This is a genomic window from Pseudomonas sp. KT_2_4, from assembly GCF_041410225.1.
Lineage (GTDB): Bacteria > Pseudomonadota > Gammaproteobacteria > Pseudomonadales > Pseudomonadaceae > Aquipseudomonas > Aquipseudomonas paracarnis.
The window spans coordinates 5,893,045-5,906,485 of record NZ_CP166962.1 but is presented as its reverse complement, the minus strand read 5'-3'; the positions used below and the strand labels follow the sequence as shown (position 1 = coordinate 5,906,485).

The 13,441-nt window shown below is 58.7% G+C and carries 12 protein-coding genes and 1 pseudogene; 3 read left to right on the top strand and 10 right to left on the bottom strand.

Going from position 1 to position 13,441, the window contains the following annotated elements; genetic code table 11:
* Positions 1-63: 63 nt before the first annotated feature.
* Together AB9N64_RS27290 and AB9N64_RS27285 are read right to left on the bottom strand one after the other, a co-directional pair.
* Positions 64-1,689, bottom strand: a complete 1,626-nt coding sequence (locus AB9N64_RS27290) for a methyl-accepting chemotaxis protein (protein WP_333959123.1) — start codon at positions 1,687-1,689, stop codon at positions 64-66.
* Positions 1,690-1,785: 96 nt separating this feature from the next.
* Positions 1,786-2,808 (bottom strand): amidohydrolase family protein, encoded by a 1,023-nt coding sequence (locus AB9N64_RS27285; protein ID WP_038449587.1) that lies wholly within the window; start codon positions 2,806-2,808, stop codon positions 1,786-1,788.
* A gap of 139 nt (positions 2,809-2,947) precedes the next feature.
* Here AB9N64_RS27285 and AB9N64_RS27280 point away from each other — a divergent pair, with 139 nt between their 5' ends.
* Both AB9N64_RS27280 and AB9N64_RS27275 read left to right on the top strand, forming a co-directional pair.
* Positions 2,948-3,364, top strand: coding sequence for an OsmC family protein (locus AB9N64_RS27280; RefSeq protein ID WP_014717741.1), 417 nt, complete (start codon positions 2,948-2,950; stop codon positions 3,362-3,364).
* A 62-nt stretch (positions 3,365-3,426) separates the two neighbouring features.
* Complete coding sequence (locus AB9N64_RS27275; protein ID WP_020301699.1) at positions 3,427-4,293, top strand: pirin family protein; 867 nt, start codon at positions 3,427-3,429, stop codon at positions 4,291-4,293.
* A gap of 99 nt (positions 4,294-4,392) precedes the next feature.
* Here AB9N64_RS27275 and AB9N64_RS27270 read toward each other — a convergent pair.
* From AB9N64_RS27270 to AB9N64_RS27255, 4 genes and pseudogenes are all read right to left on the bottom strand, one after another.
* Positions 4,393-5,122: pseudogene (locus AB9N64_RS27270) on the bottom strand (dienelactone hydrolase family protein).
* Between the two features lie 66 nt (positions 5,123-5,188).
* Complete coding sequence (gene htpG, locus AB9N64_RS27265; RefSeq protein ID WP_014717738.1) at positions 5,189-7,093, bottom strand: molecular chaperone HtpG; 1,905 nt, start codon at positions 7,091-7,093, stop codon at positions 5,189-5,191.
* Between the two features lie 89 nt (positions 7,094-7,182).
* Positions 7,183-7,635 carry a PaaI family thioesterase gene (locus AB9N64_RS27260; protein WP_371359805.1) on the bottom strand — a complete coding sequence of 151 codons (453 nt, stop codon included), beginning with the start codon at positions 7,633-7,635 and terminating at the stop codon, positions 7,183-7,185.
* Positions 7,632-8,108 (bottom strand): PaaI family thioesterase, encoded by a 477-nt coding sequence (locus tag AB9N64_RS27255; RefSeq protein ID WP_073453057.1) that lies wholly within the window; start codon positions 8,106-8,108, stop codon positions 7,632-7,634. Before AB9N64_RS27255 ends, AB9N64_RS27260 begins: the two co-directional genes overlap by 4 nt.
* A 157-nt stretch (positions 8,109-8,265) precedes the next feature.
* On the opposite strand from AB9N64_RS27255, the gene AB9N64_RS27250 reads away from it, so the two are divergent.
* On the top strand, positions 8,266-8,523 hold the full coding sequence (locus AB9N64_RS27250) for a hypothetical protein (protein ID WP_003190018.1): 258 nt from the start codon (positions 8,266-8,268) through the stop codon (positions 8,521-8,523).
* A gap of 84 nt (positions 8,524-8,607) precedes the next feature.
* Here AB9N64_RS27250 and AB9N64_RS27245 read toward each other — a convergent pair whose 3' ends face one another.
* The 4 genes from AB9N64_RS27245 to sucC all read right to left on the bottom strand — a co-directional run bounded on the left by AB9N64_RS27245 (position 8,608) and on the right by sucC (position 13,394).
* Positions 8,608-9,348, bottom strand: coding sequence for a DUF599 domain-containing protein (locus AB9N64_RS27245; protein WP_019816707.1), 741 nt, complete (start codon positions 9,346-9,348; stop codon positions 8,608-8,610).
* A 256-nt stretch (positions 9,349-9,604) separates the two neighbouring features.
* A complete protein-coding gene (gene brnQ / locus AB9N64_RS27240) occupies positions 9,605-10,918 on the bottom strand; it encodes a branched-chain amino acid transport system II carrier protein (RefSeq protein WP_003190014.1) in 1,314 nt (437 codons plus the stop codon).
* A 428-nt stretch (positions 10,919-11,346) separates the two neighbouring features.
* Positions 11,347-12,228, bottom strand: coding sequence for a succinate--CoA ligase subunit alpha (gene sucD, locus AB9N64_RS27235; protein ID WP_003190013.1), 882 nt, complete (start codon positions 12,226-12,228; stop codon positions 11,347-11,349).
* Positions 12,225-13,394, bottom strand: a complete 1,170-nt coding sequence (gene sucC / locus AB9N64_RS27230) for an ADP-forming succinate--CoA ligase subunit beta (protein WP_371359804.1) — start codon at positions 13,392-13,394, stop codon at positions 12,225-12,227. The genes sucD and sucC overlap by 4 nt, the downstream gene beginning before the upstream one ends.
* Positions 13,395-13,441 lie beyond the last annotated feature (47 nt).

Here is a 13,441-nt window from a genome sequence, read left to right as displayed (position 1 = left end):
GAAGAAACGCGGTCCAGTGTGGGAGCTGGCTTGCCTGCGATTGGGCCAACCCGGTTCCCCGCCCTACACCGAAAACCGCGCCACCATCGAATTCAGATCCACCGCCAACCGCGACAACTCCTGGCTCGCTGCGCTGGTCTGATTAGCGCCGGTAGAGGTCTGATGTGCCAGGTCGCGGATATTCATCAGGTTACGATCCACCTCCCGCGCCACCGCCGCCTGCTGCTCCGAGGCACTGGCAATCACCAGGTTGCGTTCGTTGATCAAGGTGAATGCCGAGGCAATCTCTTCCAGGGCCATGCCCGCCGATTTGGCGATCTCCAGTGTGGAGCGCGCCCGTGTGTTGCTCTGTTGCATCGAGCTGACAGCCTGGTCGGTGCCCTGCTGAATCCCGCTGATCATCTGCTCGATTTCCTGGGTCGACTGTTGTGTGCGATGAGCCAAGGCCCGCACCTCATCGGCTACCACCGCAAACCCGCGCCCGGCATCCCCTGCTCGCGCCGCTTCAATCGCCGCGTTCAGTGCCAGCAAGTTGGTTTGCTCGGCAATCGAGCGAATCACATCCAGCACTGTGCTGATGCCATAGACCTTTTGCGCCAGCGCTTCGACCTGGGTCACATTGGCGGTCACATCGGTGGCGAGGGCTTCAATCGAGACCACCGTCTGCTGCACCTGTTCACGCCCTTGCTGGGCAATCCGGTCGGATTCGCGAGACGCCTGGGACGTGGCCACGGCATTGCTCGCCACCTCCTCCACCGCCACCGTCATCTGATTGACGGCCGTGGCCGCCTGTTCGATTTCCTGGTTCTGCTGGTGCAAACCACGGGTCGCATCCTCGGTGACGCAACTGAGTTCTTCGGAAGCCGACGCCAATTGGTTCGATGATTCTGATATGCGCCGGATAGTGTCGCGCAAGCTCTCCTGCATACGCTTGAGCGCCTGTTGCAAGCGCGCCGGCTCGTCGCTGCCACTGAGCCTGATGTCGCCCGTCAAGTCGCCACTGGCAACGCCCTGGGCCACTTTCAACGACTGTGCCAGCGGCAGCACGATGCTGCGCGTCAGCCACACCGCCAGGCCAATCGTGATCAACGCCGTGACGCCAATCATGGTCATTACCCAGACCCGCGACTGGCTGAACACCTGCTGTGCCAGCCGGGCGGCCTCGTTGGCGCTGGACTTGTTCAGATTGACCAACTCACGCAGCGTCACGGCCATCTGGTCGGCCATCTGATTCATTTCGCCATTGACCACCGCAATGGCGTCCTCCAGCCGATTAGCCTTGGATAAGCCCACCACCTGCTCCTGGCGTTGCAGGTACTGCTGCTCCTCGAGCTTGAAGCGATCAAACAGCACCCGCTCCTCAGGCAAGACGATCAATGCCTCGTACACGCCTTCAGCGTGATGCAAGCCGGTTTTGATCTCGGCGATTTTCTGCTCGTTCTGCGCCACCGCCTGGGGGTCGCGGTTGACCAGCAAGCGCAACGTCAGCGCCCGAATGCGCAACACATCCTGATTCATCTCCCCCACCGCCATGACGCTGGGCAGCCAGTTGGTCTCCACCTGGTCCGACTGCTGGCGCATATTAGCCATCTGCAACAGGGCAAAGCCGCCCAAGACGAACACCATCAACGCCAGCACACCAAAGCCCAGGCCGGCGCGAGGGGCGATATTCAAACTGCGGATATTCATGCCAGCGTTCCTTCCAAAAGTACTGCATCCACCTGCAGCGGGTCTCTTGGACGTTATCGGCACCTGAGGTCATTGGCGTAAGATCAAAACGCGATATCAACGCGCGTCGCCATCGCGATGCGGCTTGGGCAGGATGGCGAGGAAGTTGTCGCGCGCAACCTTGTGGGCAACGTCTTCGGGCAACGCATCGAGGAAAGGATCGAAACGGCGCATCTCTTTGCCCAACTTATTGAAGCGCCCCACAACATCGGAGCCGAGCATGAAGCGATCCGGGAAGCGCTCCACCAGCGCAACCCATTGCGGCCGTGGCTTGCCGGCGTCATCCAGCAGATAGGGCGTGAGCATGCTCCAGGACAGGTCGATATACAGGTTGGGGTACGCCTCAAGCAGGCGCGTCAGGGTAGGCAACAAAAAGTCCATCTGCACCTGATGACGGTGAATTTCCTTGCTGGTACCGGCATGGGCCCAGATAAAACGCGTGTGCGGGTGGTTGCGTAACGGCTGCTCGACTTCCGCCAGGTACAGTGGGTTGCGCTCACGTTTGGAGGTAATGTTGGAATGCAGCATCACCGGCAGGTCGTTTTCGGCCGCCAGGTGGTAGATGCGCGTCATGGCTTCGTTATTGGCACGCGGCGTGTCGCCGGAAGTCAGCGCGGTGAGGTCATCATGGCGGGTAAACACTTCACCGATGCCCTGCCACAGCCCAGGGTTGAGGTCGAGCATGCGCTGGATGTGGGCGGCGGAGTTCTTGTCGTTGGGATTGAAACCGGCGAGGAACGGGTGAAAGTGCTGGCGTTGCGCAGGAGAAAGTTTATTCACTGCCGCCGCGACGATCACATCCGTGGCGCTGTACCAATAAGCATCGGCGTCGTCACCGGCGTAATAGCGCGGACGCTTGGGCTCGTCTTCGTGCCATTTCTTGGCCACGGGAATCCCGGAAATCATGACGTGCTCAATGCGGTTGTCCGCCATGGCCTTGAGCAGCTTGTCCATGCCGGCGCTCTCCTGAAAGAAATCCACGTAATGCAGGTGCGCGTCGCTGTAGGCATAGTCACGGGCCTGCGCGGGAAGGCTGCTGATGGCAAGCAACAAGGCAAGACTCAGGCGGGTTCCAGACACGGTAAAACCTCAATATGGGCTGATACGGGTAGACCTTGCGCCAGCCTTCAGGGTTCAGCATGGAAAAAACCGGAACACTGGAGTGCCAGCATGCTCTATAACTGCATGACCTTCATCCTGCGCCCTTATGAGGTTTGCCATGCCTGTTACCGTCAATACGCTGAACGCTGAAAACTTTCGTCACAGCGTGAATATCAATAATCACGAGCTGTTTACCGACCTGCCCAAGAGCCTGGGCGGTGACGATTCGGCGCCCTCCCCCCACGATTATTTCGATGCTGCGCTGGCGTCGTGCAAAGCTTTGACCGTGAGGCTCTACGCGCAGAAAAAAGCTATCCCGCTGACCGGCGTGACCGTGGAGGTCACTCACGACAGCGCCGAAGAGCAAAAGGGTAAATACAAGCTCAACGTCAAGCTGACCCTCAAGGGCGTACTCACCGACGCCCAGCGCGATGAACTGCACCGCGTCGCCGATAAATGCCCGGTACATAAGCTGATGACCACTGCCGAAGTCACTATCGAGACAAAATTGTCGGAAGGTGCCTTCAGCCAATAGCCCCACCTTCCCATCGAGCGGGTTATGCTCAAAGCATCTAACCCGCTCAGACTGGGATGCCCATGACCACTCTCACCGTGATTCGCCCTCGCCCCGAAGATGTAGAAGGCCAGCCTATCCTGCGGCCCCTGCCCTCGCGTGAATGCCGCAGCGTCGGGCCCTTTGTGTTTTTCGACCACATGCTGCCGACCCGCTACGCACCGGGTAACGGCATGAATATCCGCCAGCATCCCCATATCGGCCTGTCCACCCTTACTTACCTGTTTGAAGGCGTCTTGCAGCATAAGGACAGCCTTGGCTCGGACCAGGTGGTGCAAGCCGGCGATGTCAGCTGGATGACCGCCGGCAGCGCGATTGCCCACGTCGAGCGCACACCTGAAGCGGTCAAGGCCAGTGGCTTCAACCTGCACGGCCTGCAGGTATGGCTGGCCTCGCCCAAGGACCACGAGACCGGGCCGGGACACTACAGCCATCACCCAGCGGCGAGCTTGCCGAAAAGCGATAACCTCGGCGTGCAGGTGCGTTTGATCGCCGGTGATGGTTTTTGCCTCAGGTCACCGGTGCCGGTACTGTCGCCGACGCTGTATGCCGAGGTACAGATGCAAACCGCCACCACCCTGTTGATTCCTGATGAACATGAGGAACGTGCGGTGTATGTGCTGGAGGGTGAGGTGCAGTTGGACGGTGAAGCCCTGGAGGTCAACAGCTTGGTGGTATTGCCGACTGGGCAGGAGATGACCCTGTATGCCGAGAGTGATTGCCACCTGATGGTATTTGGCGGGGCGCCGCTGGATGGGCCACGGCGGATCAACTGGAATTTTGTGGCGAGTGATCCGGCGGTGATCGAGCAGGCGAGACAGCGTTGGGCGGCTGGGGATTGGCCCACTGTGCCGGGGGAGTCAGAAAGAATCGAGTTGCCTGTGAAATAGCTATCGCAGGCAAGCCAGCTCCCACATTTGATGGGTATACACATTTTAGAATGTAGGAGCTGGCTTGCCTGCGATGGCGTCCGATCAGGCGCTGAGGAATCAGCCCTTGAACACTTCATCCAACAAGTTATGCATCGACTGGAAAGCCCGCGCAGCGGTCTTGGCGTCGTACATCATCTTGCCTGGCACATTGGCATGGGGGTCGGTGAAGGAATGCACCGCACCGCCGTAGCTGAGCAACTGCCAATCCACACCCGCCGCGTTCATTTCATCTTCGAACGCCGGCAGTTGCTCTTGGGGCACCAACGGGTCCGAGGCGCCATGCAGCACCAGCACTGACCCCTTGATGTTCTTCGCATCCGCCGGGTTCGGTGTATCCAGGGTGCCATGGAACGACACGGCAGCCTTCAGCGGCGCGCCGGTACGGGCCAGCTCCAGGGAGCAGCAACCGCCAAAGCAGAAGCCGAAGGTGGCCAGTTTCGAGGTGTCCACTGCTGCCTCAGTCTGGCCTTGCAGTTGCTCTAACGCTGCTTGCATGCGCTTGTTCAGCAACGGGCGATCATTCTTCAACGGCATCATCGCCGCGCCCGCTTCATCGCCATTTGAAGGACGTACGTTTTGCCCGTAGAGGTCGGCAATCAACACCACGTAGCCTTTGCCGGCAACGGCCTTCGCGATCTCTTCGGCCCCCCCCACTCACGCCCATCCAGTTCGGCGCCATCAGCAGTCCCGGCAACGGGCCCTTGTGGCTGGCATCGAACGCCAGACGGCTTTCATAAGACTGGCCATCAATCTGATAGACCACGGAACGTACAGTGACTTGGCTCATGATTCACTCCAGTTGAGGTGCGCACAAACGAAAAAACCCGCCGAAGCGGGTTTTTCTACAACGGTGTTAAACCGACAATTCAACCAACAGCTTGTTCAGTCGGCGCACATACGCGGCCGGGTCCTTCAAGCTGTCGCCGGCTGCCAGGGCGGCCTGGTCGAAGAGGATGTGCGACAGGTCACCAAACCGCTCTTCGCTCTGCTCGCCATCGAGTTTCTCGATCAGCGGGTGAGACGGGTTGAATTCGAAGATCGGCTTGGAATCCGGCACTTTCTGGCCGCTGGCTTCCAGGATCTGGCGCATCTGCATGCCCAGGTCCTGCTCGCCGATGGCCAGGATCGCAGGAGAGTCGGTCAGGCGGTGGGAAACCCGCACTTCACTCACCGCTTCGCCCAGGGAAGCCTTGATGCGCTCAACCAGGCCCTCTTTGGACTTGGCGACTTCTTCGGCTTCTTTCTTCTCTTCTTCGGAGTCCAGGTTACCCAGGTCCAGATCACCACGGGCTACGTCGACGAAGGTTTTGCCGTCGAACTCGGTGAGGTAGCTCATCAGCCACTCATCGATACGGTCGGTCAGCAGCAGCACTTCGATGCCTTTCTTGCGGAAGACTTCCAGGTGCGGGCTGTTCTTGACCTGGGCGTAGGTTTCGCCGGTCAGGTAGTAGATCTTGTCCTGACCTTCCTTGGCACGTGCCAGGTAGTCAGCCAGGGACACAACCTGCTCGCCGTCTTCACCCTGAGTCGAGGCAAAACGCAGCAAACCGGCGATTTTTTCCTTGTTGGCAAAATCTTCCGCCGGGCCTTCTTTCATGACCTGGCCGAAGTTTTTCCAGAAGCTCTTGTATTGCTCAGGCTCGTTCTTCGCCAGCTTTTCCAACATGTCGAGTACGCGCTTGGTGAGCGCCGACTTCATGGAGTCGATGATCGGGTCTTTCTGCAGGATTTCCCGCGACACGTTCAGCGACAGGTCGTTGGAGTCGACCACACCTTTGATAAAGCGCAGGTAAAGTGGCAGGAAGGATTCCGCCTGGTCCATTACGAACACGCGCTGCACGTAGAGCTTCAGGCCTTTTGGCGCTTCACGCTGGTACAGGTCGAACGGAGCACGGGCCGGTACGTAGAGCAGCGAGCTGTATTCGAGCTTGCCTTCAACCTTGTTGTGGCTCCAGCTCAGCGGGTTCTCGTAGTCGTGGCCGATGTGCTTGTAGAACTCCTGGTATTCCTCGTCCTTGATCTCGGTACGCGGACGGGTCCAGAGGGCGCTGGCGCGGTTGACGGTTTCCCACTCTACCGCCGGGGCTTCTTCGCCTTCGGCAACGGTCTGTTCCTTGGGCAACTCGATCGGCAACGCGATGTGGTCGGAGTACTTCTTGATGATGTTGCGCAGGCGCCAGCCATCGGCGAATTCATCTTCACCGGCTTTCAGGTGCAGCACGATGCGCGTGCCACGGTCAGCCTTGTCGATCGTGGCGATTTCAAATTCGCCCTCGCCCTTGGAAGCCCAGTGCACGCCTTCGCTGGCGTCAAGGCCGGCGCGGCGGCTGAAGACTTCAACCTTGTCGGCGACGATGAAGGCCGAATAGAAGCCCACGCCGAATTGGCCGATCAGGTGAGAGTCTTTTTTCTGGTCGCCCGACAGGTTCTTCATGAAATCTGCGGTGCCGGACTTGGCGATGGTCCCCAGGTGGGTGATCGCATCGTCACGGCTCATGCCGATACCGTTGTCTTCGAGGGTGACGGTCTTGGCGTCTTTGTCGTAGCTCACACGGATCTTCAGTTCCGCGCCGCCTTCCAGCAACTCAGGCTTGGACAGGGCTTCGAAACGTAATTTGTCGACAGCGTCAGAGGCGTTCGAGATCAATTCGCGAAGGAAAATTTCCTTGTTGGAATACAGCGAATGGATCATGAGGTGCAGCAGTTGCTTCACCTCGGTCTGGAAGCCCAGGGTTTCCTTTTGAGTTTCCACACTCATGGTCATCAAACTCCAATTGGATGGCAGTGGCCGCGCCCGAAAGGGTTGGCGGCGGGTTGTCATCAAAGTTGGGGGCTCAGGCCAGGATTTCAAGGGCGGGCCAATTCCTCAATCTTGAAATGTGCGCGGGCGGTGGCAATCGGTTCGGCCGGTGTGCTCTGCCAGGCGGTAATCGCCACGTTGGCCACGCGCCGGCCCTGGCGCCATACCTGGCACTTGGCATAGGTGTCACGAAACTGGCCGGCGCGCAGATAATCCAGGGAGAAGTCGATGATTTTCGGCAGGCCCGGAGCGCCCGTGAACACCATCAGATGCAGGGCGGCTGCCAACTCCATGAAGCCGGCGATCACCCCGCCATGCAACGCCGGCAATATGGGGTTACCAATATTGTCCTTGCTGGCCGGCAGGCGAAACAGCAACTCATCCCCAAGGCGGGTGCATTCGATGCCGATCAGCCTGGCATAGGGCACCAGCTCGAGCAGCGCATCGTAGTCGCCACGATCGAGGGCTTGCTCCAGGCGCGTCTTGAACCGATGCGTCATGCCTGTTCTCCCTTGACGACAGTGCCCAAGCCTTGGGTGCCTTTGAGGCGCTTGCCCATGCGCATGAACGTGCCTACCACATGGGCGATAGGTTGTTGCGGGTCATCCTGATAGGCAACGCCACGGGTGAAGATCACGTCGGTGGTCACCCGGTAGCATTGCGCGAAGCCATACACCGGCTTATGGGGTTCGGCGGGATGCATGTAGTCGATACGCAGGTCCAGGGTGGGGCACACCTCGAACTCGGGCAGTACGCACAGGGTTGCCATGCCGCACGCGGTGTCCATCAATGAGGTCAGGGCGCCGCCGTGGATCACCCCGCTCAGGGGGTCACCGACGATATGCGGCCCATAAGGCAGTACGAGGGTCATGCCCTCCTCGCTGGCTTCATGCACCGTCACGCCCAGCACATGGCAATGGCGCAGGGCCGAAACGAAGCGCACGGCACGCTCTAACAAAGGGTTTTCGGTCATTGTTTTTAGACTCTTATTAGTGTGAATTCGGCGGATTGGAATGACTGGGTAAAGTTCCTGTACGAAACATGCTATATATCTGTGGGACATAAGGAACTAATGCTGGCCCCTTGGGTTCGAAAGGCCAGTAGATATCTTCAATAAGGAGAAACACCCCATGCGTAAGACATTAGCTATTTCCATGATGCTGGCCGCTGCTCTCGGTCTGGCTGCCTGCGACAAGAAATCCGAAGACAAAGCCCAAGATGCCGCTGCACACTCTGAGCAAGCACAGCAAGACATGGCTAAAGCACAGGATAAAGTGAACGACGCTGCGAAAGAAAACGCTGAAGCTGCCAAAGCTCAGGCCGAATCGAACGAAGCTGCTGCAAAAGAAGCTGCACCTGCCGCACCTGCAGAACCTGCCAAGCAGTAATCGCAGGGTTTAAAGCAGTATTGCAGCAAAAGAAAGCCCGCTGATTAAAGCGGGCTTTTCTTTGTCTGCGATTTGCTTGCAGCGCTACTGTGCGCCGTCTTTTACAACGTCGGCTCCCGGCATATCGGTCGGGGTATACACCATCACCTGCAATACATCGGAATGGAACTCGCGGCGATACAGCACCAGAACCACCCCGCTACTCATCAACATGAACAACCAGGGGCTGACAAACCAGGCCAGCATGGTCATGCCGAAGTAATAGGCGCGCAGGCCAAAGTTGAACTGGTTGGCCGCCATCGAAATCACTCGCGCCGCCCGCAAAGCAAACGCCTTGCGCTCCTGCTCTGACACGTGCCGTTCACCGATCATGGGCGCCGAGCCCACCAGCACCGCCGCGAAGTTGTACTGGCGCATGCACCAGCTGAAGGTGAAAAAGGCATAGACGAACACCAGTGCCAGGCACAGCAATTTGATCTCCGACATGCCCTGGGATGCCTGCTGCACCATGGGAATGTCCGCCAGCAGTGACACTGCGCGTTCCGAAGCCCCCAGCACCGTGAGAATACCGGCGAGGATGATCAAGGTGCTGGAGGCAAAGAACGAGGCATTGCGCTCCAGGTTACCGATCACACTGGCGTCGGCGATACGGTTGTCGCGCAGCAGCATGCGGCGCATCCAGTCTTCACGGTACAGGTGCAACACACTGGCCAGGCACGCCGTGTCCCGGGCTTTCCACGTTGCGTAACGGGTGTAGCCGCCCCAGCAGATGACAAACCAGAGTGCGGCGATCAAATGGATCCAATTGACTTCAACGAACGACATGCAGGTCCTTGTACACAGGATGATAGGGCCGACACAGTCCAAATGTGGGAGCTGGCTTGCCTGCGATAGCGTCTTTGCAGTCACCACCGCGCACAACCGATGTGCCGCCATCGCAGGCAAGCCAGCTCCCACACCGACCAGTGTTTTCAACTTGAGATTTTTGACGCCATTCCCAAAAAAAAGACACTGCCAGCGACTCAAAAAAAATGCCCCGTATCGTTTGATACGGGGCATTTCAGTAGAGCTCAACTGCGCGTTACGCGATGGCTTCGCTGCGCTTGCCCAGCATACGGTCAATCACCACGGCCACGACCAGCGTCATCACCGACGGCACCAGCCACGCCAGGCCTTGTTCGCTCAACGGCAGGTTTACCAGTTGCGTAGGCATCCAACCCGCCAGGCCCGCACCCTTGAGTGCGTCGATGCAGCCAAAGATGAACGACACCAGCATCACCGGGCCGACAATACGGCCCTGTTCCTGCCAGAACCCTTTGCAGAAGCTCAAGGCCACCAACACGATGCACGGCGGGTAGATCGCGGTCAGTACCGGGATCGAGAAGGCAATGAGTTTGGTCAAGCCCAAGTTGGACACAAACAGCGAGAACAGTGCCAGGATCACCACCAGGGTCTTGTAGGACAGCGGCAGGATCTTGCTGAAGTACTCGGCGCAGGCACAGGTCAGGCCCACGGCGGTCACCAGGCATGCCAGGGAAATCAGCACGGCGAGGAAACCACTGCCCAGGGAGCCGAACGTGTATTGCACATAGGCGTGCAGTACCGCCGCGCCATTGCTGGCACCCGCGGCCACGGCATGGCTGCCCGAACCCAGGCGGAACAGGCTGACGTACACCAGTGCCAGGCCCACGCCGGCAATCAGCCCGGCAATGATCGCGTAGCGGGTGATCAGCTTGGGTGACTCGACGCCACGGGAGCGAATCGCGTTGACGATCACGATGCCGAACACCAGGGCGCCCAGGGTATCCATGGTCAGGTAACCATTGATAAAGCCTTGGGAGAACGGCGCGGCAACGTATTCCGGCGTGGCAACCCCCACCTCACCGGCGGGCAAGGCAAACGCAGCGATGCCGAGAATAGCCAGGGCGATGATTTTCAGCGGCGCCAGGAAACGGCCCACGGTGTCCAGCAGTCGACCCGGGTACAGGGAGACAAAGAACACCACCAGGAAATACACCGAGCTGTAGAGGAACAGTGCCAACGGGCTCTCACCGGTCAAGGGCGCCAGGCCCACTTCAAACGATACTGTTGCGGTGCGCGGGGTCGCAAACAGCGGGCCCACTGCCAGGTAGGCCGCTGCCGCCAGCAGGCCACCGGCGATCTTGCCAATCGGGCTGCTCAGCGCATCCATGCCACCACCGACCTTGGCCAGGGCGATCACAGTGACCACCGGCAAACCGACCGCGGTGATCAGAAAGCCCAGCGCCGCCATCCAGACATGCGGCCCGGACTGCAAACCAACGATAGGCGGGAAGATGATGTTGCCGGCGCCCACGAACAGGGCAAAGGTCATAAAGCCCAGCGCCAGGATATCCTGGCTTTTCAACACTTTCATTTGAGGAAATACCACACTACTGAATCGGAATTTAGAGAGGGCTTCCCTATGGATGAGGGAAATGCTGCCGGCCCTTGTGGGGACCGACCGGTCTAGCGCGCAGCTTCCTTTTGGGATGCGGACGCATAAAGAGGCGGCTAGAGTACAGAATTAGGCTGACAAACGCACTGTTGCGGGGCGGACTGTCCGATAAGCGACATTTCAATGTCGCGTTTTCATACTTAATTGGGCAACACAGAACCCTGTGGGCGCTGGCTTGCCTGCGATGGCATCGACTCGGTTTGGCTGATGCACCCAGTTGTCTGTATCGCAGGCAAGCCAGCTCCCACATTGAACCGAGTACATCCCCAAATCTGGGTATACCCAGAAAGCACAAAGGCCACCCGAAGGTGGCCTTTGTGTGGTGAAGCGTCAGCTAAGCGCGAGGCTTACTTGACAGCCCAACCGGTCAGCTCGGCCAGGGCCTTGCCGATGTCTGCCAGCGAACGCACGGTTTTAACGCCTGCGTCTTGCAGTGCAGCGAATTTCTCGTCTGCAGTGCCTTTGCCGCCAGAGATGATTGCGCCAGCATGGCCCATGCGCTTGCCCGCAGGGGCAGTCACACCCGCGATGTAGGAAACAACCGGCTTGGTCACGTGTGCCTTGATGTAGGCAGCCGCTTCTTCTTCAGCCGAACCGCCGATCTCACCGATCATTACGATCGCTTCGGTCTTCGGGTCTTCCTGGAACAGCTTCAGGATGTCGATGAAGTTGGAGCCTGGGATCGGGTCACCGCCGATGCCGACGCAAGTCGACTGACCGAAACCGGCGTCAGTGGTCTGCTTGACAGCTTCATAGGTCAGGGTGCCGGAACGGGAAACGATACCGACTTTACCTGGCAAGTGAATGTGACCTGGCATGATGCCGATCTTGCATTCGCCTGGGGTGATCACGCCTGGGCAGTTAGGGCCGATCAGGACTACGCCCAGTTCGTCGCACTTAACTTTAGCGTCCAGCATGTCCAGGGTAGGAATGCCTTCGGTGATGCAGACGATCAGCTTGATGCCGCCGAATGCCGCTTCCAGGATCGAGTCCTTGCAGAAAGGAGCTGGAACGTAGATCACGCTGGCGGTGGCGCCAGTGGCTTCTACTGCTTCTTTCACGGTGTTGAACACGGGCAGGCCCAGGTGCTCGGTGCCGCCTTTGCCTGGAGTTACGCCGCCAACCATCTGGGTGCCGTATTCGATGGCTTGCTGGGTGTGGAAACTACCTTGCGAACCGGTAATACCCTGGCAGATAACTTTGGTGTCTTTATTGATCAGGACGCTCATTGCTTGCCCTCCGCAGCTTTGACAACTTGTTGAGCAGCGTCGGTCAGGCTGGTAGCCGCGATGATGTTCAAACCGCTTTCTGCCAGTACTTTAGCGCCCAGTTCAGCGTTGTTACCTTCAAGGCGAACAACAACCGGGATTTTAACGCCGACTTCTTTCACTGCACCGATGATGCCTTCGGCAATCATGTCGCAACGAACGATGCCGCCGAAGATGTTGACCAGTACTGCAGCGACGTTGGAGTCGGACAGGATGATCTTGAACGCTTCGGTAACGCGCTCCTTGGTAGCGCCACCACCTACGTCGAGGAAGTTGGCTGGCTTGCCGCCATGCAGGTTGACGATGTCCATGGTACCCATGGCCAGGCCGGCACCGTTGACCATGCAGCCGATGTTGCCTTCCAGGGCTACGTAGTTCAGTTCGAACTTGGCAGCGTGCGCTTCGCGCGGATCGTCTTGCGACGGATCGTGGAAAGTCTTCAGCTTAGGCTGACGGTACATGGCGTTGGCGTCGATGTTGATCTTGGCATCGAGGCAGTGCAGATCGCCGTCAGCCTTGATCACCAGCGGGTTCACTTCCAGCAGGGCCAGATCGTGATCCTGGAACAGTTTGGCCAGACCTACGAAGATCTTGGCGAACTGGGCAACTTGCTTGCCTTCCAGGCCCAGCTGGAAAGCCAGTTCACGACCCTGGAATGGCTGAGCGCCAACCAGTGGATCGATAGTGGCCTTCAGAATTTTTTCTGGGGTTTCGTGAGCAATTTTCTCGATGTCCACGCCACCTTCGGTGGAAGCCATGAACACGATGCGACGGCTCGAACGGTCAACGACAGCGCCCAGGTACAGCTCTTTAGCGATATCAGTGCACGATTCAACCAGGATCTTGGTGACTGGTTGGCCATTGGCATCAGTCTGGTAAGTCACCAGACGCTTGCCCAGCCACTGCTGTGCGAAGGCCTTGGCGTCTTCTTTGCTGCGAACCAGCTTGACGCCGCCCGCTTTACCGCGACCACCGGCGTGGACCTGGGCTTTGACAACCCACTCGCTGCCGCCGATTTTGTCGCAAGCTTCTGCTGCTGCTTCCGGGGTGTCTACTGCGTAGCCCTTGGAAACTGGCAGGCCGTATTCAGCGAACAGCTGCTTACCCTGATACTCGTGAAGATTCATGCTTTTTACCGTCTTCGTTAGGTACTGCGCATTCGGCGCTGCGCTCA